A 25,115-nucleotide genomic window follows, 5' to 3' on the forward strand; every position below is an offset into this window, starting at 1 on the left:
AGCGCGGTTCGCAGAGGCGAGAACGCATACGACCCAGATCAAGAGCCTTGCTGCAGTGGCAGCCCACGTCTGTGCAGCCATCCGCCTCATGATATCCTCCCTCGTGACCCGAGATCGGCAAGCCGTTCATACTGTTCAGCCGCGGACGAGGATGCACCGAGGTCATGGGAAGCGCTTTACAACCGGCTTCCATTCTTCTTACCGTTTGCTTACATCGCAGCTCTGCTGGGGTGCCATCGTACCGTAGGAGGGCGTATTTGCTTTACTCCTTTTCGGACTTCACGCTGGATACGGACCGGCGGGAGCTGCGGCAGGGAGCCGAGACGATCTCTGTCACGCCGCAGGTATTCGACCTTCTGAACTATTTGATCCGCAGCAGGGAACGTGTCGTCAGCAAGGACGAGCTCGTCGCTGGCGTTTGGAATGGTCGCATCGCCTCGGATGCCGCGCTGACGACGCGCATCAATGCCGCCCGGAGCGCAATCGGTGACACGGGTGAGAAACAGCATCTGATCAAGACGCTCCCGCGCAAGGGCTTCCGCTTCGTAGGTGCAGTGCAGGAAGCCCGGAGGCCCGCAAATGAGACGGTGGGCCCAGTCGAGCGAACCGGCGACACGCCGCCGCGCCTGTCCATCGTCGTGCTACCCTTCGCGAACCTGAGCGGTGATCGCAAGCAGGACTATTTCGTGGATGGTGTAACCGAGAGTCTGACCACGGACTTGTCGCGCACCAGTGGTTCATTTGTAATCGCACGGAACAGCGCCGTCTCGTACAGGGGTAGGCACCATCATGACGTAGCGCATGGCTTCGATCCGCGTGTGTTCCCAGATCGAGCGAACGTCGCCAGCCTTATCGGTCAGTGACCGGGTGCAGGCCGGATAGATCAGCTCGCTGCGGTCGACGCGGCCGAGATAATCAGGCGTGGCCACATCCAACGCCGCGAGGAGGGCAACAGAATCGAACATGTTGCCAATGGTGCCAACCGCCGCCGCGGGTGCGCCAATTGGCGCAGGCTGGCGTCCGAACCATGGCATTGGATGATCCTCCGTCGACTGCCTTCACGTCATTTACCGAGCCCGCCGCGGCGCTCGATTTCCTCGATGATATTCTGGATCTCCGCGATTCTCGCCCTGTCGATTTTTGAACCGAAGAAATGATCAGACCAGTCGCCCTGCGTCGTCAGATAGTCGAGTGAAAGCCGGTAGTCATCCAAGGTCAGCTTCTTCACGTGTCGGGTCTGTGATCCGGCCTGCATGATGGTCTTGGCAAGTTCCGACAGCACCGCATCGAGGGAGGCCGGCTCAAAGAACGGACCGACAATCACCTTGTCGGACCCCTTCGCCTGCAACATCTGGAAGCCAGTGTATGTCGGGTGCGTCCCCAACTGGCAGAGCAAGTTATAAGCGGCTTCGCGCTTGCGCTCTGTGAAGCCATCCCGGTCATCTAGGGCGACCCGTATCTTCATGGCGCCAAACTCGCGATTGCGCTTCTTCTCGTCGCAGGCCCGCCATACTGCGATCTGGTCGCGGTTGCTGTTGAAGTAATCGAGCAGGAACGTCGTCTCAAGGATGTCGCGCATGACCATTACGGTCGACTGGTAGTAGCCGCCCATCAATAGCTTTATGGACGACGCCCCGCTATTGAAGAGCCTAACCGCCAGTATCTGAAGGACCAATTCGTCCTCGTCAGCGTGGGCACGGGGCTTTGCGACGTAATCCAGCATGTTCATCGCCCGCTCGATCATGCGGGCGTGCAGCGACAGGTCCGCGGAGGCCTCGATCGCGGCCTTGCTCAATTGCCTGATCTTTTCCTCGCCGCCGGCGAGCAGGTCGAAGTTCCCCGGAAACGCGCTCATTGAACATGGTCCTCATCCCACATCACCTGCGCCGAGCGTGACGCCGGATGAACGGCATCATGTTGGCCGAGGCGATGTCCGCTTCGCTTTTGAGGTCGATGCGGCATCATGCGGCAGCGGCTTGGCGGCCGGAGATGTCGCTAATCCACGTCGTCAGCGCATCTATCTCGGTCTCGATCACTGACGGTGCGGGCACTCGCGGATTGATCTCACCCGGCTGACTGTGGAGCAGTGCAGAACAACGGCCGAAGGCTTCGCGCATCGTGGCACAATCTGCCTCAGTGATGATCGTGAGCTTGATCAGGCCCGTCGTGTCGACCTTGCGTGATAGGCGACGAATAACCGGCCCGATGACCTCTTCCACCGCACGCTCCCAAGCTGTTCGCAGCTGGTCTTGGAATGATGTTACTTCCCGCAGCCATTTCGCCTGATCTCCGCGCTCGTGATGGATTTTCACGTTGCCGAGATGCGCTTTCATTCCCCCGATCACTCTCTCGAGAGGCATGACGTTGGCGGGCGGATCCTGATGGCAAAAGCCGGCATGGTCGGCGCCGCGGCTGATCAGCCGGTAGGACACGGGCGTTGCCGCTCGGTCCTTGGTCGCGCGGCAGGCTTCGTCGAGCAATAACAGGAATGCCATGTCGTGGGTGAAGACGATCACCTGACGGGACTGTCCGGCGTCGGCCAATCGGGCGGCGACTTTGTCACGATGCAAATGGTCGAGCGAGGATACTGGATCATCAAAGACAATCGCCGACTGCGCATCGATGGTCGATAATTCGGCGAGGAAGGCGGCGAGCGCGACGCAGCGATGCTCGCCTTCGCTCAAAACCTTGCCGACCGACTCGTCCGGTTGGTTGATGAGGCGGACCTCAAAGAACGGCACGCCGGCGGTGGTCTTGGCCTGGTGAAGTTCGATGGCGAGACCCGCGACGCCGAGCTTGTCCACTTCGATCGCGAACCGTCCGCGCAGGCGGTTGGTGACCAGCGCTTGGGCGATACGGGCGCTCTGGGTCGTGATCTTGTTCGTGGCCGTGTCTTTGCTGGCTCTTTTGATCGCTTCGATGGCCTTGAGGCGGTCGATCTGGGCGAGCACATCGGCTTTCACCACGCCGAGCCACTTGCGGTCGGCGAGGCCGTCGCGCTCCGCAATGAGTGCCGCGCGCCGCGGAGAGTCGATCTCCGATTGTAAGCCTTCGACGCGTGTGGCGATGCCGCTGAGCACCGCGCGCAACGGATCGAAGGAGACGGCGGCTGGGGGCGGAAGGTCCGGCGGGACCGCGAGGCTGTGGGTTCGCACGATCGCGCGCAGCCGCCAAGCCAGTTGCAGGATCTCGCGACGAAGGGTGCTCGCCAGGCCCTCTTGGCCGATATCGTCCCGGATCAGCGCAACGATCGCCACGAGATCCTTCATCGTGATGGCTGGCGACGAGACCTCTGCCAGCTTCACGTCATAGGAATCCGCGGCCTCCTGCTCGCGGCGCTTGCTCTCGTCCTGCACGAAGGCCTCGAAGCTGCTGAGTCGCTTCGAGGCTTCCTCGCTGAGCAGTTGCTGGCAGAGGACGCAATGGGCTCCGCTGACAGTCACTGGGAACGGCCGGTCGGGATATGCGGATGCGCGAGAATAATCGCGAGCGGCTTCCCACAATATCTTCCAAACGTCCGAGCCGATCTCCGGCAACGACTCGTCGGCGAACAGCTCGGTGGAGGCGGCTGCGGCGGCCGAGCGCGCAGTTGCGAGCCGTTTGTTGGCTTCGCGCAGCGCCGCCTGGCGTTCCTCTGTGGCGGCCGCCGCCAGCCGCTCAAGCTGTTCGATGACTGCCTTGATGCGGTTTTCCTGACCCTGGAGCAGACGAACCGTGCGAGCTGGATCGCTACCAAGATCCGCGCTGAGCGTTTGAAGTCGGGCGGCTTCTTCCGCCGTCAGGCCCGCGAGCTTCTCAACGGTTTCCGGCTTGGTTTTGCCCGACAAGGCGGCGATCAGCTTGCCGACCGGCGTGTCCGGCTTGCATTCAGGTTTCGACAGGACTGCGGGCGTTTGCTCTTGGAGCACCTTTATCTCCGCCGCCAGCTTGGTCTTCACCTCTTGGCAGACCCGCGCGAGACCCGCGAGGATGCGGAGCGGCATCGGCGTGTAGGCGAGATCGTTGGTGTTTTCGACATGGACGTTGGCGGTGCGCGAGTCGAATACACTCACGGCGGAGAGCATTGCGTCGGGCGCGCCGCCCTGGGTCCAGGACGCGCTTCGCTTCTGTCCACCGATGAAAAAATCGACGCAGGCGGTCGGTGTACCGGCCCCGGCCGTATAGATGTTGGGAAGGATTGCGTCGCCCTTCGGCGAACGCGCCCGGCAGAGTTGCTTCAGAACGCGGGCGTAGCCGGATTTGCCGGCGCCATTGTCGCCATAAATGACCGTGAGGCCGGCCTTGCCAAAGGACAGGCGCTCGCCTGGCGCGAGGGCGTTGACATTAGACAGGCCGTGAAGAGCGCCGAGGCTGACGACCGCGTGGCCGGCCGCCGGATCTCGGATGTGGCTGGCATCCAGCGGGGCCGCCTGATGGGTGCCTTTGCATACGCCAACGAGGGCGGTGACGTCAGCAGGTTCAAGCGTGGCCTGGCTGCATAGCCGGCGTAATGCGTCTCGCTGCCAAGCGGGCAGACCGGCTGACCATTGCAGGATATCCGCAAGCGCCCCGACCTCGTTGGATAAGTCACTCTTCTGGATTTCCACCCGCACTGGTCTCCCCATCGCGCCGGATTGCGCTCTTCTCCCCTTGGCCCCGTAGCGCGCCTTCGCATTGAGTCCAGCCCTCACGCTTGGCGATCTTCGCAATGGTTGCGCGGCTGCAACCGGGTCACACTCTGAATCGATCCCCAAGACTGACCTCGGGCGAGCATGCGGGCAATCCCGTCGTTGCGACAAACGTCTGCAGGGCGGCCCCTGTATAGACCTTCCGCCTTTGCCTTGGTTTGACCTCGGGCCTGCCGGCGGCGCTAATCCACGTAGTCCTTGCGGGCCACAACCGCGAGCATGTCGAGCAACATGCCGTTGATCGCTTCGAACATGCGACCAGTGAATTCGTCGCCGGAGTTCGTTGCCATCATCCAGGAGGTCGGCAGGTCCGGTGCCACGACCCGCACGCGGCGCGCGGTCATTTCCGACTTGAGACGCTCCCCGTCCTCCGCGGTCAGACGCGACAGACGGTCGACCTGCTCGACCAGGAGAATGTCGCCCGGATGCGCGTCGTTCGGCTGCAGTGCAGGTGCGCGAGCGAAACCTTTCCCGCAGGCAATCCACGCGCCGGGATTATAGCAAGCCTCTCAAGGATTCGATTGCCACGAAGAGCAGTCGAGGGGGCAATTATCCTGCGGTGCCGACGAGACACCAACTGGACACGCGCGTGACTAAGTCATTGAAATTTGGCGCTCCCTAGGGGACTTTAAGTTCTAAGTAAAATCAAACGCTTAGTAGATGGTGGGACAGATGGCGGCTCTACAGAGTTGTTATCGTTTCTGACGTGCCTGTCTCACCAAGCGGCGCAAAAAAGGGCGCCGCCAGAGGGTGCAATCCGACATGAATGAGACTGCAAACGGCGGCCTGCCACAGGCTGCTGCAAGGCCCGTTCGCGCTGAAGGTCGCGGACAGAACTTTAACGACGCGCTGGCCACGACGCCGGCCGAGGTAATCGCCAATTGGATCGAGTCTAAGGACATGGAACCGCACGAACGAATCCGTGCGATCGTCGAATCTGACGATGACGAGCCGGCCTTCTCCCGGGAGCGGGAGCAAGGCGGCAGGGACGCCGTCCATACGTCCAAAGTCACGCCGCGCTCGTGGGGGTTCGATGTCGAGGAACTCAACCGTAGCTACGCGCTGGCGATCTGGGGCGGCAAAGCCGTTGTGGTCAACGAACAGCCCGCCGGGCCTGTTAATGACCGCGTTCGAGTGATGTCCTTCGAATCGATGAACTCGTGGTTTGCGAACAAACATACTGAGGTCGTCGCTTCAGACGGCAAGATTCGACTTGTGACCTGGGCGAAGGCTTGGCATTCGCATCCAGATCGCCGCTCCTATGACGGTGTCGAGTTTTTTCCGAACCCAGACGGCGCCAGGGGAACACCGGTTACCTCAATTTCTGGCGGGGCTTCGACGTCGCACCCTCGCCGGTGGGATCATACAAGACGTTTCGCGACCATCTTTTCACGAACGTTTGCGATGGAGATTCAGCGCTATTTGATTACGTTTTTGGTTGGATGGCGCACATCGTGCAGAGGCCGCGCGAGCGGCTCGGCACCGCCATTGTGCTTCGCGGCCGACGCGGCACGGGCAAAAGCAAGTTTGGCGAGGTGCTGGGATCGCTATTTTCGTCGCACTACTTCCAAGTGGATGATGGTCGCTACATCACCGGGCAATTCAATGAGCACATGGCGAGTTGTTTGCTCTTGCAGGCTGACGAGGCGGTTTGGGCGGGCGACAAGGCGGCCGAGGGGCGGCTCAAGGGCTTGATCACGAGCGAAATGCAGATGATTGAGTCCAAAGGCGTCAACGCGATCCGCATGCGCAATTTCGTTCGCGTTGTCATGTCGTCAAACGAGGGCTGGGTCGTGCCTGCTGGCATGGATGAGCGACGGTTCGTCGTTCTCGACGTAAATCCTCGATGCGCACAAAATCGCGCCTACTTCGCCGAGATGGATGAGGAGCTGAATAGCGGTGGGCGAGCGCGGTTGCTTCACGACTTACTGGCATTCGACCTGACCCAAGTTGACTTGTGGCGCCTTCCTCAAACCAAGGGACTCCTTGAGCAGAAGATCAGATCGCTCGATACAATTGATGATTGGTGGTTCAACCGGCTTCACGAGGGCAACGACTGGCCTGAACGGATCGCCTGCGACCAACTCTATGCGGACTACTTGAAGGCCGCATCGCAACTCGGCGTTGGGCGCAAGCGCGGGTCCGCAGAATTTGGAAAGCGTCTCGCACAGCTCGTGCCCGACCTGCGCAGAAACCGCCCGACGGTTGAAGTGGATCCCGGCGTGATGAAACGCGTATGGTGTTATACCATGCCGCCGCTCGACACATGTCGCGCTGCACTTGACGAACTGCTAGGCCAACCCGTCGATTGGCCGGCGCTTTCCCCGGAGAGGGGCGGGCGAGCGCAGCAACAGGAGCCGGACGATTTCGCTCCAATCTAACCTGTCCTAGGGTGGCCCAGTGCGTCCAGGAGTTGAAGATTCGAAAAGTCTCTGTGCCGCAAGGTTTAGTCCTAGGTGTCTTAGGATACCTGAGCTTTTCCTCGCGCGCCGAGACGTCACGGGGATCTCAAGATGAAGGGTGGGGTCTTATCTCAACCCTGAAGAACTCTAGGACACCTAGGACACCCAGGACCGAGCCCTGTCTCGCGGCTACTTCTTGAATAGGGCGAACCTAGCACGCGCAAGGACCAACTAGGACCGTCTCCAACCCAACCATCGGCTCTGTCTCCGAGAGATCGCACGGACACCGCGGCGGCTGAGCCATTTCTCTATGAGGTACTTAGTGGCTAAACCGACAAGAACTCAAATCAACTTCGCCGAAGTGATGACCATCAAACAGCGCGCGTCCTGAATTCACTTGTCATGTTTGATTGCTGCATAAGTACTAGCGAGATCGCGGACGATGAACTGAGAGACATCGCCCGTCACCAACTTGCCCGCTAAACCGTGCAGCCTGGCATCGATGGCCGTCTGTCATGGCGGCGCCCCGGGTGCCGGACGGATCATCTCGCGCATGATCCAAACAGACAGGTTGTGAGGCTTGCGCGGGTCCCTCTGGGGACCCCTCCCCTACGGCCCAAGCGCGCCCCGAAATTCCGCCAGCTAGTTCGGGCTATTCTTGGGTTGACACGGTTGACAGGATGACATGCAAGCGTGTCGCAGAGCTAACCTTTCGAAATAGCTCCCGGAGCGGGTGACCGCGCACGGGGTTTTGCAGTTCTCTCGCTGGAGGGAGAGAATCTAGAAAGAAAGTTGCTCTAGCGCTCCCTCTCAGGTGCTCTCGGTAGGGCGAGAATATCCTTCTCTGGTATGCGGCTGAGGTCCTCTCGGTGTAGGGGGATAAATTGACTTTCAGGTGCGGGGGACGGTCGCGGGTGTCGAGGGACTGAAATCCGGCGCACTTCGCGGTTTAATCGAAAGCTCCCTGACGTCGCCCGGGCGGGTCCGGCGGTCTGCGCGCAATGCCAATGCCCGTTCCCGAAGCCCACTGAAACTGCAATGGCCTTGCCTCTGCCCCTTAAAAAGGCCCAATATCTGGTGACGAGGCCGGGTTATGGTAGCAGAGATCGCCCCTCCCTGTGTGTTCCTAAGCCATTCAGGAGCTGACACTGATGCTGCGCGTGAACTGAAGCGCCGCCTGCTCGATAGTCCCGACGCGCGGGCGGCCAGGCTTTCTGTGTGGCTGGATAAGGACGACCTTGGCGCCGGCATTGGTTGGCAGGCTCAGATCGAAAACGCGATCAGCAAGAGAACAACGGCCTTCGCAGTCCATATCGGCGCAAAAGGCGTCGTGAACTGGGTCGATTCCGAGGTTCGGCTGGCATTGTCGCGCGCGACCGGCGCTACGAACTATCCGTTCATCCCAATTCTTTCCCGAGAATGCGCGGGAGCCGCCGCTTTGCCGCCGTTTGCGCAGCAGTACCATGGGGTCCGCGACCCGCTCAACAACGCTGAGGAGTTTGCCAAGCTACTGCGTGCCGTACTCGGCAACCCGCCCGGCGAAAAAGTCGTGGCTCTCGAAAATCCGTTCGTCGGACTAAAGTCGATGACGGAGGCAGATGCGGATCGGTTCTTCGGCCGGAATGAGGAAATTGCGTGCCTTGTCGATAAGCTCAAGCCGCACAGGCTGATTGCCGTCGTCGCGGACAGCGGTGCTGGCAAATCCTCTCTCGTCCAAGCCGGTCTCATCCCGGCCTTCCGCGGCGGCAAGCTCTCCGACATAGCAGGCCGGGAGCCGGATGACCGGCTGTGGCACGTCGTGGTCATGCGTCCTGGTCGCGATCCGGTCAAGGGTTTGAAGCGGGCTGTGACGGAAGCGGCGGAGCGGCTCGGCCGCTCGGCAGATGAATGCGCCGGGCTGCGCAAGCGCGTCGATCTCGAAGACCTAAGCGAGACCGCCTATGCAATCCGCTGCGATTTGCCGGTCGGCAAGACGGAAACGTTGCTGGTCGTCGATCAATTCGAAGAGCTGCTGACCGAGACCGAAGAAGCAGCGCGCGCACCATTCGTAGACCTTATTTTGGAGCTCGGCACCGGCGGCGGGTTCAGGATCGTGCTCACGCTGCGGGCTGATCATTTCAACCTGTGCCGACCGCTGGCGAATCTGTTTGAGCATTTGATGCGCGACAATCAGGAGGCCGTGCTGCGCCTTCGACGGATCACCGACGCGGGAATTGCCGAAGCAGTCCGCAAGCCGCTCGCTCTGTCCGGCCATACGGACGCTCGCGAACAGGAAGCGGTAATCGCCTCGATCCGGCGGGACATCAGCGATCGCCCCGGCGATCTCGCGCTGGTACAGATGGCACTCTACGCCATGTGGCAGAAGCACAAGGCAGATGGCAGCGATCTCCTCGTCGCATATTCTTGGGTTGGCGGCGTTGTCGGCGCGCTGGCCCATCAGGCCGAGAACGTCCGGACGAACCGACTTGACGCAGGCGAGCGAGGGCTCCTCGCGGCCGTGTTCGCCCGGTTGGTGCGTCTCGGCGAGACGGGCGGCGCGCTGCGGCGGCTCGCCGATCAGGGCGATTTCGACCCGCGGCTCCGCGCACTCGCCGGGAAGCTGGCGAGTGAGGACTGCGGACGTCTCCTACTCGCCGGCGAGACTACGATCGAGATTGCCCACGAGGCATTGATCACGCAATGGCCGTGGCTGCAGAATACGTTGCAGCAGGCTGCCGCGGATATGCGCGTGCTGGACGGGCTCATGGACAAAACGCATCGGTGGGCGACGACCTCATCGCGCAAGGCAGAGCATCTCGCTGCTGGCGCCGAGCTTGCGGAATTTGCAACGCTGGTCGCACGCAGGCCGGATTGGCTATCCGGCGCCGAGCGTGACTTCGTCGCCGCGAGCAACCGTGCCCACAGAAGGACAACGTTCGTAAATTACGCAGCCGTCGCTGCGTTGGTTGTCTTTGCGATCGGAGCCGCGTCGGCGGCGTTCATCGCAAATGGTGCCCTGACACAAAGTGGTCAGGCCCGCCAGGCGCTCCTTAAGGCCAACGATGAATTGCGGACCAAAATCGGCGAGCTACAGGTCATGCAATCCCGTTTCCTCGCCGATCGCGCGAATCAAGCGATCGCCGACGGCGATGCAGCAACAGGGATACTTCTCGCGCTCGAAGCGCTTCCAGACACACAGAGCAATAAGCAGCGACCCTTCGTGCCAGAGGCGGAAGAGGTGCTTTTCAAGGCCTATCACGCGCTTCGGGAGATGGTTGTATTGAAAGACCACGCAGGTCCACTGCGGAGCGCGAGCTTCACGCCAGACGGCAAGCGGCTGGTAACTGTGTCGGATGACGGCACGGGACGTGTATGGGAGGCGCAGACTGGCGCCCCGCTGTTCGAGCTGCGCGGGCACCGGGGCCCGGTGCGATTTGTCGAATTTAGCCCGGATAGCCGATACGTGGTCACGACCTCCCCTGACACAACCGCGCGCGTGTGGGACGTCGAAACAGGCCGGGAAGTCGCAGTCCTTCAGGGGCATAGCAAGAATGTGTTGAGGGCAGCGTTCAGTCCCGACGGCCGGTATGTGGCGACCGCCTCCGTCGACAACACCGCGCGCGTATGGGAGGCATACAGCGGCAAGCAGATTTACAATCTTGACCAGCATACCGGACCGGTACGCGACGCCATCTTTACGCCCGACGGCAAAACCATCCTGACCATCTCGGACGATCGGACAGCGCGTCTATGGGATGCAGCGACTGGAACATCCATTCATGTGTACGAAGGGCATACCGGTCCAATCCGCGCGGCGACCTTCGCGATGGACGAGTCAGACACAGGCGTCCAGCGCCACCTGATGGTGACAGCCTCCGTAGATAAGACCGTGCGTTTATGGGCTCTCGACAGGAGCGAGCCGATCGATGTTTTTTCAGGGCATGACGCAGAGGTGGAGAGCGTCGCAATAAGTTGCGACGGCCGCCACGTGGTGACGGGATCCGATGATGGGACAGCCCGCATCTGGAACGTTGGAACGAAAGTGAGCTTGCCTCTTGTGGGGCACACCGAACCCGTGCGCTTCGCGACGTTCAGCGGTGACGGCAGCAAGGTCGTAACTTCGTCCAACGATGGTACCGCTCGGATTTGGGACGCGCGGACAGGCAAATTGAAGGGGGTTCTCGGAGGACATTCGAGACCAGTGCGGACTGCTGTATTCAGCCCCGATGGCGCGCGGGTTTTGACCGCGTCGGAGGACAACACAGCGCGGTTGTGGAATGTCGAGCCGCATGCCGACACATTGAGCTTGGCCCTCGAGGGACGCAGTGAAGGACTCCGGGCTGTCGCCTTCAGCCACGATGGACACTTGGTCTTCACGGGCGCCGCTGACGGGTCTGCTATCATCTGGGATGCTCAAACAGGCGTGTCGCAAGCCGTTCTCCGCAAACACGTGGCGAGGGTGTCAAGCGCCATGTTTAGTCCGGACGGCCAACGCGTGGTCACTGGATCTCACGACGGCACGGCCCGCATTTCCGACACCCAAACGGGCAGCGAACTCGCGATCCTCCCGGAACACAACGGACCGGTCCGCAGCGTGGCGTTCAGCCCCGATGGTTCGCTGGTTGCGACGGCCGCCGACATGGCACGTCTGTGGAACGCGAAAACAGGCAACATCGTGGGGCGCCTGGTCGGTCACCAAGGAAAAGTTCACGCCGCGGCATTCACTGCCGACGGCAAACATGTCGTCACGTTGGGTGCCGACCACACGTTTCGTACGTGGGAAACCGAGAAGGGCGAGGAGATCGCGCAGAGCAAGCAGATGGGTCAGGATCATGAGGCTGGAACGCACAAGATTGCCATCAGCCCGGATGGCAAGGGGGCAGTGACCGTTGGTGGCGACAACACCCCTCGGCTGTGGGATGTGAAGACCGGTAGGCTTCTAGCGATGCTTGAGGGTCATCAGGGCTCGCTTTTCGGCGTCTCCTACAGCCCGGACGGCAGAAGGATTGCAACGGCGTCCGCCGATAGCACCGTGCGCATCTGGGACCCCGACACCCGCAAACCCCTCGCTGTGTTGGAGGGAGCGGCCCCGATGTGGGACGCCGCATTTAGTGCCGACGGTGAACGACTTGTCACCGCGTCAGAGGACGGCACCGCACGCATCTGGCCCGTGTTTCCGACGACGCAAGCGCTGGTCAATCATGCAAAGAGCTTGGTGCCGCGTTGCCTCACGGTGGACCAGCAACGGCTAGCTTTCCTCGAACTGGAGCCGCCGGCGTGGTGCATCGCGGAGAAAAGATGGCCCTACCACGCCGCCAAGTAGAGCCAGGGCGAGCCTTGTTTCATTAGGGAGATAGGCTTAGGCGCGCCCTTCATACCAAACTCCATAGCCGGTCACAGGCATGTATTCCCCGGCGACATCTTCCCGCATGCGCAGTTCGAAATCGTTACAGCTTCTCTTCGACCACCCGCGGTCAGCAGACTGAGTCTGGACAGTGGGAGTGGAACGTAGGCGAGGGCTGGACGGGCCTAGGCATGGATGGGATGACGGGCGAAGGCGTGGACGGGATAGGCCTAGGCACGCCCCTCATGCCGGGACCGGGTCCCATACTACCGTAGGACTCGCGCCAACGGCTTGGATTCCCGTACCCGTAGTTGGGCGGACGCTGTGGACGTTGTGGGCCGATTGAACCGAGGGCAAGCGGTAGAATAGCAGAGATCGCTGCCGTGGCCACAACTCCCGGATCCACGCCTGGTTGCCTGGATTGGTCTTCGACCACCACCTGCGATCGTCTCGGCCTTTCTTCAACCACCCGCGATCGTTGCGGCTTTTCTTCGATCGCCCGCGGTCGGCTCGGTTGGATGTCGGTCCGCCTTGTCTTGGAGGCCGGCGGCTCTCGCTGCGTAGGCTCAGGCGGAGTGTAGGTCAGATTTATGGTGCAGTTCCGAGCGCTGGCACTCAGGCAGCGGTCGGCAAAGTCTGCCGGTTCGGGTCCCCCGCGCGCAGGTCCTTGCAGCCCATTCGCAGTCACCAGCATCACATCGCCGGCGTTGACGAGCATCCTGCACGTCGGCTGCAGGCCGTTGGTGCAGACGTTGGCACGACCCTGTCGCAATATCACAAAGGTCCTCTGCCAGTCGACGAACAGGTCGAACACAGTGCCTATCGGTGTCACGTCGGCGGTGGGCGTCTTGATCAAATAGGAATTCGAGTCCCCACTGGTCCAGCGCACGGCGCCTTCGCCAGCACTCACGATGATACCCTTGATGGATTGATCAGGATTGTGGACCATACGATCGATCCGGATCATGGTGATTGGTCCAACTGAGAGAGCCGTCCGGTCGACAAGTAGAATGCGCGCCTGACTCTCGACCGCAGTGCGGATAAATTCATTTTCGTAGACGTCGTCGCCTTCGGCTTTTGAGCCCCACGCTTGTTCGGTGGACTGTCGACCCGTGACATCGTGCACTATCTGCACGGCATCGCCGACCCGAAGGCTCGCCGCCTGCGCCCCGGTTAAGTCGACGATCCCCGCAAGAAGGAATGGTAAAGCAACGGCGTAATGGAGGCGAGGCATGTCACTCTCCTATAAGTCCCGTGCACTTCCACGAATAACATTAGCAGCGCAGAAGCAGGCGGCGTGTAACTTACTTCACAGATAGCGCATATTGCGGTGCAAACTAAACGCGAACCGCGATCGTGCAGGCTCGATGTCCAATCACGCAATCGGTCTCCCGCCGGGTTTTTCGGCTACGCTTGCCACGTTGCGTAGGGTCAGGTGCCAAAATGTCTTCAGCTCAAACCGATCAGTTCCCGAACAAGGTCGTGCTCTTCAGCGGCCACATGATAGATGCGCCCGATCGAAAGACGCCAAGGTTTCCGCCAAAAAGGGAGGCCGTGGCTGCTGCTGCGATCGAAAAGACGGTCGCCGAAATTCATGCTGAGCAAGGCGACCTTGCGATTTGTGGCGCCGCGTGCGGCGGCGATCTCTTGTTCGCCGAAACTTGCATCGCACGACGCATGCGGCTTGAACTCTACATCCCCTTCGACGAAGAGGCTTTCTTAGCAAATTCCGTTGACTTCGCTGACGCCAATTGGCGCGACCGCTATTTTGCCGCGAAATCGAAGGCAACGCTCCATGTCATGCCCAATGAACTCGGGCCCCTTCAGCCCGAGACAAATCCCTTTCATCGCAACAATCTTTGGATGCTGGAATCGGCTGCTCGCTATGGTCACGAAAAGGTTGCCCTTATCTGTCTCTGGAATGGTGAAGGCGGCGATGCTCCTGGTGGAACGCAAGACTTCTTGGAGGAGGCGTCGCGCAGGACGATGCGCGTTTTCTGGTTAGATACACGAAAGCTTTGGTCTTGAAGGATACCCCGGAGCCTGATGGCCGCAAGGCGACCCAAACCGAAGCCGGACGAGGACCACCCCAAGGGCCGCAGCCACCGACCTCAACGCCGTCTGCGCGCGCTCTTCGCCACCGGAATATCCGCGCTTGCGGTAGAGGCCCCTAAGGTCTGAAGACGTTAAGATTGAAATTCTCTAGGTTCAGCCTTTGCTCCGCGACGGCTCCGCCGATTCTTTGCAAGTCGTCCAGCGCTTCGATCGAATCCAACTTCTGCACTCGGGTGGGCTCGATGTTCCCGCAACCAAGTGCCGCGAGCCCCTCTTGGGTGAGTTCCGCGTTGTATCGAACATAACGAAACAGCTTCTTGTCCAGTGGGCCGCTCGACGGGATCAAGTTGTCCAGCTCGCGGTCGATCAATGGGCCCGCGACACAATCGCCAAAGATCCGGCAGAGAGCATCCTGTTCGTTCAAAGCGGCATACATCAGTGCCGATGGAATGGCGGTCGCGTTAAAGATCAGGTTCATCTCGTCAGGACGTAGGCTGTAATTCTCTCCCGCGCTGGTGCCTGTGCCGATGGATACGATGAGCATGTGGTCGACACCCGTTTTCCAGCCCCGGCTCTTAACCGGTGCATGAACCCAATAGCGGTCGACCGTTGCCATCAGAAACATCTGGAAGGCCGGGTTGTTATACATCGTGATCCCGCCATCGACGAATACGAAGGGCTTTCCGCAGCAGTCGATCACCTCAGGAGGGAAATAGGTTGGAGCTGCGGTGCTCGCGCGCACCAATTGCCAGAGTGGGAAGCGCAAATTGCACGCTTCGTGCCTCGTGTCGTTATATTTCGCAAAGGGGTTGTTAGAAATCGCCCATGGCGAGTCGGTCGTAGCGTTGCGCATGACAAGAAGCAGAAGCGTTTCAAGCTCTGGAGCACCGAGGGTCGTGTCCTCACCAAAGACTTCCTTCAGCTTCTGTGCGAGCGGCTCGCGCTTATACTGGTACTGAAGGCGACGGATGATGCTCGCCTTGTCGAACATCGCGGCGCCGTTATTCAGATAGAAATCGAGGATCTTCTTCACCGGCATTCCGATGGAGATGCCGGCGGCAATGATTCCGCCCGTGCTGGTTCCGGCGACATAGTCGAAATAGTCTGCCAGACGATAGTCGGCGCGGTTGCTTGCCTTGATCAGCAATCGCTCGATTTCCTCTAGAATTTTCAACGAGAGGATGCCTCGGATTCCGCCCCCGTCGATAGCAAGAAGTTTGCGCGGCCCGCCACTCTCGAGCCGCGCTTTTAGATCAATCCGACATTCTGGAAGACGTCCCACCATGTGCTTCTCCCGCTTCTGAAACTCTGAAGGAGTCGAAACCCCAAGATGCCTCGATCGCTTATCGCTGCGGGACATGCAAAGTGGTAACCAAATAGGACCTAGCACATCCGTAGCACTACTCGATGCACCCTAACCTAAGCCTCAGGCCGAGGTTGTATTGTGAAGTTTCTCACAATCGCTGTTGTGGTTGGACGACGCAGCTCACCGCGGAGTGTCCGCGACGATCAACGGCGAGTTCGGCGGTCCGGCACCGTCTCACCCAAATTCGCGGTATTCGCGTATGCGTTGTTATGGAAGAGCTCGATTCTTTTTTTGGGCGGCCGATTGACCGGAACGAAACCGGGAGCGTTCGTCGGCACTCATCGTCGTTCAAACATTTCACGTAAGGATCGAGGAGATCCCGGTGGTCGGATTGAAGATCTGCCTGATGGAGGATTTCCCGTCGTGCTCTCGCTTGTGCGCGTTGATTCGGGCGAGGCGTCTCACCCACCGACTTGCCCGGGCAGGCGGGCCCAATCTTGCGACGAAGGCTAAGCAGGTCAACAAACGAGGAAACCTATCTCAAGCGCATATACGCGCACGATTCGAAAATGCGTGTAGGTCTTTAGACGCGAGCGCTTTTTCATGTTGAGCTCTGCGTTTCTGCGAGATGCTCGGTAATGAGCGAGAACGCCAGCGAAAAGAAAGCACTGTAGCTCCTCTGAGGCTTTCAGCGTCTCTTATGTCAAAGTACGTTTTCAGCGCTGCTCCAATCGTAACGCGCCGGCACTTCCGGGTGGATCCTGAGAGAGCGGATCGAAAGCCAACAGTCACTCCGAAGGCTTAACTATAGGCAAGGGGCTGGTCGCCAACGTTAACAGCCCGCGACCGTCTGTCCGTGCAGAAACGGGTATGCTCCTCCTGAGACAGACCAAGCGCGCCCGCACAAGCGCAGCCGTAGCGGCCACCATGAGTGCTATCAAACTTAGCAAATGTCAGGCATGCAAAAGGAGAGAAAAGTGCAAAGGCGAGCACGGCGATCTGCGAGCGGCGGAGCGGAGGGAGAACTTCGGCGAACGCATGACGCCTCAACGACGGTGTGCGAAATGCCTCCGCAGAAGATGATGCCTGCCTATCGCGTATTGTCCACTACGGAACCGGTCCGGGATCGGAATTCCCTCACTACTGACACATGGCTTTTAATGTAAGCCCCACAGGCAGCTTTGTCTCTGCGTTGGTTACCTGTACCGGTCGGGGCCAAATCCGGATAAGATGGAGACCTCAGTCGCAAGCATGCATGAGCATGCACGGCGAGACGTGATACTTCATTATGGATGGCGCAAAGTGGTCCCTAGCCTCCCCAGGGGAAGCAGATGCCAACGCAATGTTCCTTTCTTGGCAAAGTACGCGCTGCCCTCCTCGTCGTTGGGCTCGTGCTGGGGGCTACTGCTTCCGCGCAACAGGACTCGGGCGCTCCGCAGCAGCGCAAAATTAGCAGCCTACTCGAGCGCCAAGCTGATCTCGAGGTTCAAAAGCTTGGACTTAAGGCTAAAAAGCTCGACGAAGGCTTTGTCTCTTGGAAAAAGCTCAACGAGGACTTGCAGCAGCGCAAAATTGGCAGCCTGCTGGAGCGCAAAGCTGATCTCGAGGTTCAAAAGCTTGGACTTGAGGCTAAAAAGCTCAACGAGGACTCTCTCTTCTGGGGCAGATGGGGCCAGGCAATTATCGCAAGCATTGGCAGTTTTCTCAGCGCTGCATTTGCCGGTTTTGTTGCTTACTGTGTGGCTAAGCGGAATATTCTTGCTGCTGTGGAAGCAGCTCGCGAGAAGCAGGCCGCCGATCTGGACCAAGATAAGCGGAATATTCTCGTTGCTGTGGAAGCAGCTCGCGAGAAGCAGGCTGCCGATCTGGACCAAGCCACTCACGAAAAGAGGCTAGAAAGCTACGAGGGCGACAAAGGCCTCGCGAAGCATACTTCAGCGTTTGCTATCTATTTCCCTGCTGAACCTGAACCCATCGACCGCTACAAATGCGCGCAGATCGGTCAGGCTATCTCCAAGTGGTACTTTGAGTCGGGCTTGCTCTTGAGTACCGAGGCTCGCGATGCCTACTTGCGGCTGGCACGCGCCCTGACACGTGCATCATCCGTGGATGACCTGTGTGTTCCTAAGTCTCCCGATGACGTCAAGAAACTAACCCAGAAAAGTGTCGTCGAGGACTACCGTAAACATTTCAATATTGAGCAGCCCAACGACGAGAGGGTCGAGGCGTGGGAATTCGGAAAACCACGGCTGGGTGGCGTGAAGTGGTCGTCCAGCCTAAGAAGGTTCATCATTGAACAGCCCAGCGACGAGATGGCGGCACCGGCTGGCCAGGCGCAAGAGTATGAATTCAAAGACTATGTGTTCCTGCAGACGTTGAGCAGCCGGCTTCGAACTAGGCTTACTGAGGATATTCGCAGCCGCCGGCTACCAGGCCAGCGGACCCCGTCCGCGGGACCACCTGCTGCGGTACCTTCCTTGCCAGCGCCTGCTGTGGCACCTTCCTCGTCAGCACCACCCCCACCCCAGGGGGCGCTGGTTTGACTGTTTTCGATCTCGTGAGAATTAGTTTCTTTACCCAAGAAGGGCGCGAGGAACCCATCAGGGCTGGTGAGCTTTCACCAGCCCGCAGAACGCTCAGCTCGGAGTGTCGGTCGCAGGCGCTGGTTGGCATTCCGATTCTGGCTAGGCCAACCAGCTTGAAGTCGATTCGCGATAGCGCGGATCGCCTTGGAAGCTAGAGGATCGCAAATCCAAAGAGGGTCGCCAGCTTTGCAATAGGCCCAAGAACTGTACCGGCGTTAGAGACGAATTCCCCTATTAGCTTTGTCGACGCCGCCAAGGATCTTAGTGCTCCCTCGACGCGACCTCGATCAGGGCTCGCCTTTGCTGCCTCCGCCTCTAATTCAGCCACGTGTCCGGAAACCGATGCCCTTGCGCCGTCAGGAAGAGCGAGCTTTCCGATCGCCGCTTTGAGCTCCTCAAGCGAGGCTCGGAATTCAGCGAGATCTCCAGAAGAGACGGCTTGGCTTGCTCTAGCATTTCTTCCAACGGCCATGACCTGAGCGCTGACGCTTTCAGCAACTATACCTTCGTTTCCCGAGGGGATGTCCTTGATGGTCATGACGCATGCACCTTGGTGTTGAGAGGATTTTTCGCAGCCTGGCTCGTTTGCGCAGTAGCGCCTTGGCCAACAGCCATTGCCTGCGCCGTCACATCTCCGCCTTGAACCATGAGACCAGAGTTATAGATGGTCATGGCCTTGTTCCGCAGGTCGGAGACGTCCACACCATGATCCTCCATATAGCTGCAGATCAGCTCCACGATCGTCTGATCAAATGCCTTCACCGCAAAATCCAAGTCCGCCTTTTGGGAAAAATGATCGAACTTTTCGTCCATCATCTCCCGCCGCGTGCTTTCGGCGGACCCGTAGTTAAAGATTGGGTTCGTTTCTAGGCTCTTTTCGTAGTCTTTCTTGATCCTCGCGATTGATCTGCCGAGCATGGCAACAGCAATCAAGTTGTAAGTTTCAGCGATCACTATAAATGGACTGCCAATTGCTCCCGCAATGAATCCGCCGACCTTTGTCTTCAAAGTCTTATCATAGAAGTTAGTGCTATCGACGACCTTGAACTCCTTCGAGGGCGGGGTAAGAACGAACCTGCTAGTCTCTATATAGAATATCCGCCCCTGGAGTGCTGTTCTAACCACGTGCGTCAAAATCAGCTCGCCGTCCCAGCGGATGTCATGAAATAAGAAGTAGCCGCGAACAAGATTGGGGTGTTGCTGAGCGAGCTGGGCTACGGTCGCCTCATCTAGAAACACATTCGGCTGTTTGGTATTTGGCTCGCGCGAAATCATCGGCAGCAAGGCTGCATCCTCGCCACGGACTGCCACGATATGCCTTACGAGAAGATCGCCGAAACCGCTTCCCGGCAATTCTCGCTTAATCGCGGCCTCGATTTCGGCAGAGGAGATCGGATGAATCTTGGCAACGCTTGATGCAATTTGTGCAGGTCGTTCAATGTCCACGGTGAACGACCATTTTCCAATCGGAAGCCCGGCGAATTTAAAGGGATCGAAATCCTTATAGACAAGCACACGCTGCTCGTAGGAACCCAACCCAACGTCGAGCTTTCTATCATGCGGTGCATCAAGCAGCTGCGCCGCCATACCCAAGTTGAATTTGCTCTTGGAAAACTTGTCTAGCTCGCCCTGAACATCTGCCTTGTGTTTGCCGACGGCAACGGCCGCGAATAGGAAGATGAGAACGTATATTACTTCAGGCATACCAAAAAGAGCAGCCAGCACCGTCATTGCAAGAAGAATGGCGCACAGCCTGCGATGAGCCGCCTCCGCACTCTCCACCTTCCGGGCCAAGTACACGATGGGACGCGGGTCAAGTCCGATCTCCAAGGAAGGTGCGGCAATGGGGTTCATTGCCTTTAGCAAAAGGCCTCTGCGGAACGCTGCTCCTCGCGAGTAGACGCCCGCGAGTGCTAGCCTCATAACCTCGAAACAACTTGGCCATGTCGGCGCCCCGATATTGGCGTCCGGTAGGGGCTTCGGAACTCTATTCAGCATGACTACTCTCCCTAAGCAGGGTCGTCGCAGCAGCCGAATCCGTATGCACAGCCGACTAAGATAGCTCCCGACTGGTAACCCGAAGATCTCAACTTCAACGCAGGTGAGAGTTTCTCAAATTTGAATATTCGCTCAGACGCACATAATATAGCTGCGTAATCACGCTGCGGTCGGCGTAAGACCATCAGGGCCTGTCAACAAGTTGCTTTACCGGCAACATCAACGAAATGCCGTAACGACCGAGAATATACCTTGCTACCAAAATTCCATTAGGGCTCACTTTTTTAAGCCCGTTTGCAACGCTATCACAAGTTGCCTTCCAGTCAAGCAACAGCCGTGGCCGATCTCATTCGCCACGTTCACAAATAGCGGAGCTGCGATGTCACCGGCGAACTGCCGAGCAAAAAGTTCATGAGTTGGGGCCGCGAAAAACAAAAGCCGGCATCAAAATATCCCGTCGCGGTATCAAATCAGATCCACCGCGTCGCATGACAATCGGCAAACGGCCTCACGGTGCCCTCGATTGGTTCCGCGATGGCTCGCAATTCGCCCGGTCGCGGTATCAATTCAGGGCACACATATAGTTTACCATGGAGGTAGCACGTAAAAGGGTGCAAAAGCCCGGAACAGCGCCTGCAGGAAAGCCTGCTCAGTCCAGCGTTGCAAGTGCGCGCAAAACCGCCGTGCGCGCTTCGGGGTTGTGTGATAAAATGCGACACTAAGGCGCGAGGGGCGCGTGGAGAAATGGAGAAGCTGTTAGAGCAACTTGGTTACACGACACCGTTCATCTACGCGGCTGCGGCTTACCGTCTTTTTTCTTGGCTTGATGAAAATGCGTCGGACAAAGGGAAGGCGACGCTTGCGGGCGCAATGAACCTGCGTGACTACGAGAATGAGGAAATCGCTGCGGCTTTGGTGGAGTTTTTTGATAAGATATACACTCGCCCCCTTCTCACTCTTCGTGCATTCTCGCGTTCATTGCTCTTCACGCTGATAGCAACACTCGTGGTGTTGTTTGAGATGCGAGGTCTTGCGCCAGCATTTGTCGAGACTACAACGGCCTTCCTCATCGGAGGAACGATCATTGCTTATCCGTTCAACGCTGTTACGGACTATGTTTCACTATTCATAATCAGGCCATGGCTTAGGCGAATAGGCACGCGCCCGATTCTAGCGTTACTGACAGGCACATTGCTCGGATTTTTGGTTGTTGGTTTCGGTACGGCGGCGCGAACAATGGTCTACATTTGGTTGGCTCTCAATCCCAGCAGGATCGACCGCCTCCCGTACGCTCTGTATCAAACCTTCTTCGCCAGTTATCCTGCGCTTTTAGTGTTCTCTTGGTTGCCGCTCATGGCCGTTGCTATCGCTATAGCTCGTGCGATGAACCCAATATCGCGGACTGTCCAAATTGGCCAGCGACTTCTAAGGGACGGTAGCGATCATCCGCTGAAGGTCGTGGGATGCTTTGCCGCAATCATTGTTTTTGTTATTGCGATGGCATGGCAAAGCCTGTTTAGCGGAGCGCGCCCTCAAGGAGCGCTGTAGCGAGCGAACCGCCTTCTCCCGACGGATTTTGAGACTAGACGCGCGAGCGGGCGAGGCAGAATTTCTGCAAATTGAAAGGGCAGCAAAGAATGCGCGATTACATTACTAAGGCGCGTGCTAATGAGTTTCGGCCAGGTCAGCTTTGCTCCTGAAGCGGCGGGATTGCCGCGCGGCAGCGAAATGGCGCGATGGGCCAACAGGCGACAATCCACTACGATCGAGCATCGATCCCGAATGTGGCTGCGTGCGACGCGGACAAGCAAACATCGTGTGGCTAAGGGGCGTGGTAGCAACGTTGGTCACCAAACTCAGCCGGTTTAGGTATGCGTCCCGTGCCGGTTTCGCTACAAATTCCTCCGCACCAGCCAGCATTGCCTTCAACACCTAAGGACCGACGGCAATAGCTCGTGCAGCTGTTGTAATCGGGAAAGCATTGCCATCCAGCGTCAGCTTGTCGGCCTGACCTCTCGACAGACGTCGATGTCCTTTGTCGTTGTCGCTCGTCGTAGTCTCTTTGTGCCTTCTCTTCATAGTCGCGCCGACTCTGTTCCATTCTTTCTCGTTCTGCACGTTTCTTTGCGTCGGTGTCTCCCGAGTTGGCCTGATCATTGAAGCAGGGCACCCACTGTCCAGCAGAATTGTAACAGCCCTCGCGCTTGTTCGGGCCTCCTTCATGCACAGCCGAACTCTGAGCAAATGAAATGGAAACTCCAGCAACTACAAACATGTACGCAATAAAAAAAATTAGAGCATTTCTCATTTGCGGCCTCCTCCGAAGAACGGGATCAACGCTGACCCGTCAGCGTTTCAATTCGGCTTTCCTCACTCCTTTTCTCCACCCCCATTGCGTGGGAAAAAAGCGCGAGCAGGTATGAACTACTTCACAACCAGTGGGGAAAATGCCCTCAACCGGCTTTAAAGAGTCGCGGAGAGCCGCTTGCTTGTGGACTAGGCAACTCGTCTGCATGACGAAAGGCGCATTTAGTTGAAAGATACTGCATGCCACTGAATGGGGTCTGACCTGGTGGACCTGCGATGTCACCGGAGAACTGCCGAGCAAGAAGTTCATGAACTGGGGCCACGAAAAAACAAAACGCGGTATCAAAATATCCCGTCGCGGTATCAAATCAGATGCACCGCGTCGCATGAAAGTCAGCAAAACCCCCCTCACGGTGCCCTCGATTGGTACCGTGAGGGCTCACAAGCCAGCAGCCGCGGTATCAATCCAAGGCACACATATAGTTTACCATAGGGGTAAGGCGGCTCGCGAAGCGCGCTACCCAATAGCGCCGTAGCGGGTGAGCCGCCGCTGCTCAAGAGGGACCACCATGACGAAAGCCAAAGCAATCCGACGGCGAGCTAAGGAGCCGCCGCCGAAGGTTCACAAGCTGGATAGTTCAGTTCAAATCCGAAGCTCAAATATATCGGTGGCTCAAGTTTTGACGCTTGGAACAACACCATCGTAGGCCAAGCCGCCGGCTCCATCTGGCACGGGCACAATCCCGACACCGATCGAGTTCACGAACGGCAGGTGGCGTCGCTGAGCCTCCTTGCTGCCATTTCGCCGAACGATGAATTCGAGGGTATGCTGGCGGCTCAGCTTCTCGCCTCGCACAATGCGGCAATGGAGTGTTATCGGCGGGCGATGATTGCCGAGCAGACACTTGAAGGCCGCAAAGAAAATCTAGGTCAGGCGAACAAGCTGTCTCGCACGCACGCCGCGTTGCTGGAGGCATTGAACCGGCATCGCGGCAAGGGGCAACAGAAAGTCACCGTCGAGCACGTTCACGTCCACAGCGGCGGACAAGCAATTGTCGGCAACGTCCAAGGGGGTGGGGTGCTCACAAAATCCGAGGATCAACCCCATGCTCTTGGATATGCGGCGGGCGAAACGTTGCGGAGCGAAAACTCGGAGCGGGAAGCCGTGCCAGTCGCCGGCGATGGCAAATGGTAGGTGTCGGATGCACGGCGGTCCCTCGCCGGGAGCACCTAAAGGAAATCGCCACGCGTACAAGCATGGGCGTTACACAGCGGAGTCCATTGGACACCGGCGGAGATTGTCCGCGTTGCTTTTAGCGATGAAGGCGCTTGCAGGTATGGCTCACGATTAAGTTGCGCCAATGCATGCTCTCGGGGACGAACCAAACCGATGGCCTTGCCGTCCACCGGCTAATAACAGCAATCAATATTGGTACGGCGGGATACTAACAGCGAGCGGAACGGTGCCAGCAGCGCGCCAGTCGCTTGCGATAGCTGTGCAGCCGGTGCCGATTGCAATTGCTCGTTGACTACGCGCGCTCCCGTCCGATTAAGCGACCGCAATTCCGAAGCGTCGGTAAGCGCTTAGCCGGAACCCTTGCTTCGGGATCGGGATAGCTGTGCGAAGAAGCCTCCGGCTTGGACGGAGGTTTGGGATGGGATTGGACAGCAAAAAGGACGTCCATTTGGACGGCTCATCGGCGGGGGCGGTGAGCCGGCTGGAGGTTCTTGAAGGGCCATCGGGGCGCCGCGTGCGTTCGGAAGCTGAGAGAGCCCGGATCGTCGCCGAGAGTCTGCTACCCGGCGCCCAGGTGTCCGAGGTGGCGCGCAAGCACGGAGCGACGCGCTGGCAGATTTACGATTGGCGACGACGCTTTCGACAGCGAGGCATGTTGGCGCCGTGCGAGGTATCGCAGTCGACATTCGCACCGCTGGTCGTGGAAAGCGCGTTGAAGGAGCGTCACGTTCCGGCGATCAAGCTTGAGATCTCGATCGGTGATGTCGTGCTGCGGACGGACACAGCCATAGATGGCGAGCAGCTGTCCCGGGTGATCCGCGCAGTGCGAGCGTCACGATGATCGCGGCCGGTGCCGATCTGAAGATTTACATCGCGACGCGGCCGATCGACTTCCGCTGTGGCCACGATGGGCTTGCGGCGAAGGTGCAGGAGATGCTTCGTCTCGACCCGTTCAGCGGCGCAGCCTTCGTGTTCCGATCGAAACGAGCGGACCGGATCAAGATTTTGGTCTGGGATCGAACGGGCCTGGTGTTAGTGCACAAGCGTCTCGAAGGTTGCAGGTTCGTTTGGCCAACGATTGCAGACGGCGTGATGCGCATATCGCCGGCGATGTTCGCAGCCCTGTTCGAGGGGCTGGATTGGAGGTTGGTCCGCCCGGAAGAAGCGCGACGTCCCCAGGCGGCTGGATAGCTGCGGCAGAATGACTCGGCAGCTATTTTGAATGTGGCACGTGC

General features: G+C 58.8%; 16 protein-coding genes and 1 pseudogene. 10 read left to right on the plus strand and 7 right to left on the minus strand.

Annotated elements, in window-relative coordinates; translation table 11 throughout:
* Nucleotides 1-257 precede the first annotated feature (257 nt).
* Nucleotides 258-782, plus strand: a pseudogene (locus tag V1280_RS23745) (winged helix-turn-helix domain-containing protein); the annotation flags it as partial.
* 281 nt (nucleotides 783-1,063) lie between these two features.
* Here V1280_RS23745 and V1280_RS23750 read toward each other — a convergent pair.
* From V1280_RS23750 to V1280_RS23760, 3 genes are all read right to left on the minus strand, one after another.
* Entirely contained in the window at nucleotides 1,064-1,855 is a 792-nt protein-coding gene (locus V1280_RS23750; protein WP_334529600.1) for a hypothetical protein, read from the minus strand.
* A 106-nt stretch (nucleotides 1,856-1,961) separates the two neighbouring features.
* On the minus strand, nucleotides 1,962-4,586 hold the full coding sequence (locus V1280_RS23755) for an AAA family ATPase (RefSeq protein ID WP_334529603.1): 2,625 nt from the start codon (nucleotides 4,584-4,586) through the stop codon (nucleotides 1,962-1,964).
* Between the two features lie 263 nt (nucleotides 4,587-4,849).
* Nucleotides 4,850-5,011 (minus strand): hypothetical protein, encoded by a 162-nt coding sequence (locus V1280_RS23760; RefSeq protein ID WP_334529606.1) that lies wholly within the window; start codon nucleotides 5,009-5,011, stop codon nucleotides 4,850-4,852.
* A gap of 1,098 nt (nucleotides 5,012-6,109) precedes the next feature.
* Here V1280_RS23760 and V1280_RS23765 point away from each other — a divergent pair.
* Together V1280_RS23765 and V1280_RS23770 are read left to right on the plus strand one after the other, a co-directional pair.
* A complete protein-coding gene (locus V1280_RS23765) occupies nucleotides 6,110-7,048 on the plus strand; it encodes a primase-helicase family protein (RefSeq protein ID WP_334529608.1) in 939 nt (312 codons plus the stop codon).
* A gap of 1,114 nt (nucleotides 7,049-8,162) precedes the next feature.
* Nucleotides 8,163-12,371, plus strand: coding sequence for an nSTAND1 domain-containing NTPase (locus tag V1280_RS23770; protein WP_334529611.1), 4,209 nt, complete (start codon nucleotides 8,163-8,165; stop codon nucleotides 12,369-12,371).
* A gap of 151 nt (nucleotides 12,372-12,522) precedes the next feature.
* Here V1280_RS23770 and V1280_RS46865 read toward each other — a convergent pair whose 3' ends face one another.
* Nucleotides 12,523-13,626: a FecR domain-containing protein gene (locus V1280_RS46865; RefSeq protein WP_442895154.1), complete on the minus strand. Its 1,104-nt coding sequence runs from the start codon at nucleotides 13,624-13,626 to the stop codon at nucleotides 12,523-12,525.
* A gap of 209 nt (nucleotides 13,627-13,835) precedes the next feature.
* Here V1280_RS46865 and V1280_RS23775 point away from each other — a divergent pair, with 209 nt between their 5' ends.
* Entirely contained in the window at nucleotides 13,836-14,420 is a 585-nt protein-coding gene (locus tag V1280_RS23775) for a hypothetical protein (protein ID WP_334529614.1), read from the plus strand.
* Nucleotides 14,421-14,562: 142 nt separating this feature from the next.
* On the opposite strand, the gene V1280_RS23780 is transcribed toward V1280_RS23775, so the two are convergent.
* Nucleotides 14,563-15,732 carry a patatin-like phospholipase family protein gene (locus V1280_RS23780; RefSeq protein ID WP_334529617.1) on the minus strand — a complete coding sequence of 390 codons (1,170 nt, stop codon included), beginning with the start codon at nucleotides 15,730-15,732 and terminating at the stop codon, nucleotides 14,563-14,565.
* A gap of 1,352 nt (nucleotides 15,733-17,084) precedes the next feature.
* Here V1280_RS23780 and V1280_RS23785 point away from each other — a divergent pair.
* Entirely contained in the window at nucleotides 17,085-18,296 is a 1,212-nt protein-coding gene (locus tag V1280_RS23785) for a hypothetical protein (protein ID WP_334529620.1), read from the plus strand.
* 193 nt (nucleotides 18,297-18,489) lie between these two features.
* Here the strand turns inward: V1280_RS23785 and V1280_RS23790 are convergent, their stop codons facing one another.
* Nucleotides 18,490-18,876 carry a hypothetical protein gene (locus V1280_RS23790; protein WP_334529623.1) on the minus strand — a complete coding sequence of 129 codons (387 nt, stop codon included), beginning with the start codon at nucleotides 18,874-18,876 and terminating at the stop codon, nucleotides 18,490-18,492.
* Nucleotides 18,873-20,192, minus strand: a complete 1,320-nt coding sequence (locus V1280_RS23795; RefSeq protein WP_334529626.1) for a hypothetical protein — start codon at nucleotides 20,190-20,192, stop codon at nucleotides 18,873-18,875. Before V1280_RS23795 ends, V1280_RS23790 begins: the two co-directional genes overlap by 4 nt.
* 888 nt (nucleotides 20,193-21,080) lie before the next feature.
* On the opposite strand from V1280_RS23795, the gene V1280_RS23800 reads away from it, so the two are divergent.
* The 5 genes from V1280_RS23800 to tnpB all read left to right on the plus strand — a co-directional run bounded on the left by V1280_RS23800 (nucleotide 21,081) and on the right by tnpB (nucleotide 25,071).
* Nucleotides 21,081-21,884 (plus strand): hypothetical protein, encoded by an 804-nt coding sequence (locus tag V1280_RS23800; RefSeq protein WP_334529629.1) that lies wholly within the window; start codon nucleotides 21,081-21,083, stop codon nucleotides 21,882-21,884.
* A gap of 1,531 nt (nucleotides 21,885-23,415) precedes the next feature.
* Nucleotides 23,416-23,838, plus strand: coding sequence for a hypothetical protein (locus V1280_RS23805; protein WP_334529632.1), 423 nt, complete (start codon nucleotides 23,416-23,418; stop codon nucleotides 23,836-23,838).
* Entirely contained in the window at nucleotides 23,762-23,995 is a 234-nt protein-coding gene (locus V1280_RS23810; RefSeq protein WP_334538397.1) for an HGGxSTG domain-containing protein, read from the plus strand. The genes V1280_RS23805 and V1280_RS23810 overlap by 77 nt, the downstream gene beginning before the upstream one ends.
* A 303-nt stretch (nucleotides 23,996-24,298) precedes the next feature.
* Nucleotides 24,299-24,721 (plus strand): IS66-like element accessory protein TnpA, encoded by a 423-nt coding sequence (gene tnpA / locus V1280_RS23815; protein ID WP_334518652.1) that lies wholly within the window; start codon nucleotides 24,299-24,301, stop codon nucleotides 24,719-24,721.
* Complete coding sequence (gene tnpB / locus V1280_RS23820; RefSeq protein WP_027545641.1) at nucleotides 24,718-25,071, plus strand: IS66 family insertion sequence element accessory protein TnpB; 354 nt, start codon at nucleotides 24,718-24,720, stop codon at nucleotides 25,069-25,071. Before tnpA ends, tnpB begins: the two co-directional genes overlap by 4 nt.
* Nucleotides 25,072-25,115 lie beyond the last annotated feature (44 nt).

This window comes from Bradyrhizobium sp. AZCC 2230, from assembly GCF_036924495.1.
Lineage (GTDB): Bacteria > Pseudomonadota > Alphaproteobacteria > Rhizobiales > Xanthobacteraceae > Bradyrhizobium > Bradyrhizobium rifense.

Excerpts from the sequence above, each read along its gene's own strand:
- V1280_RS23790 (WP_334529623.1), bottom strand. The coding sequence starts at position 18,876 with ATGACCATCAAGGACATCCCCTCGGGAAACGAAGGTATAGTTGCTGAA.
- V1280_RS23795 (WP_334529626.1), bottom strand. The coding sequence starts at position 20,192 with ATGAACCCCATTGCCGCACCTTCCTTGGAGATCGGACTTGACCCGCGT.
- V1280_RS23760 (WP_334529606.1), bottom strand. The coding sequence starts at position 5,011 with ATGACCGCGCGCCGCGTGCGGGTCGTGGCACCGGACCTGCCGACCTCC.
- V1280_RS23780 (WP_334529617.1), bottom strand. The coding sequence starts at position 15,732 with ATGGTGGGACGTCTTCCAGAATGTCGGATTGATCTAAAAGCGCGGCTC.
- V1280_RS23770 (WP_334529611.1), top strand. The coding sequence starts at position 8,163 with ATGGTAGCAGAGATCGCCCCTCCCTGTGTGTTCCTAAGCCATTCAGGA.
- V1280_RS23750 (WP_334529600.1), bottom strand. The coding sequence starts at position 1,855 with ATGAGCGCGTTTCCGGGGAACTTCGACCTGCTCGCCGGCGGCGAGGAA.
- tnpA (WP_334518652.1), top strand. The coding sequence starts at position 24,299 with ATGGGATTGGACAGCAAAAAGGACGTCCATTTGGACGGCTCATCGGCG.
- V1280_RS23810 (WP_334538397.1), top strand. The coding sequence starts at position 23,762 with ATGCGGCGGGCGAAACGTTGCGGAGCGAAAACTCGGAGCGGGAAGCCG.
- V1280_RS23765 (WP_334529608.1), top strand. The coding sequence starts at position 6,110 with ATGGCGCACATCGTGCAGAGGCCGCGCGAGCGGCTCGGCACCGCCATT.
- V1280_RS46865 (WP_442895154.1), bottom strand. The coding sequence starts at position 13,626 with ATGCCTCGCCTCCATTACGCCGTTGCTTTACCATTCCTTCTTGCGGGG.
- V1280_RS23800 (WP_334529629.1), top strand. The coding sequence starts at position 21,081 with ATGGAGAAGCTGTTAGAGCAACTTGGTTACACGACACCGTTCATCTAC.
- V1280_RS23785 (WP_334529620.1), top strand. The coding sequence starts at position 17,085 with ATGCCAACGCAATGTTCCTTTCTTGGCAAAGTACGCGCTGCCCTCCTC.
- V1280_RS23775 (WP_334529614.1), top strand. The coding sequence starts at position 13,836 with ATGTCTTCAGCTCAAACCGATCAGTTCCCGAACAAGGTCGTGCTCTTC.
- tnpB (WP_027545641.1), top strand. The coding sequence starts at position 24,718 with ATGATCGCGGCCGGTGCCGATCTGAAGATTTACATCGCGACGCGGCCG.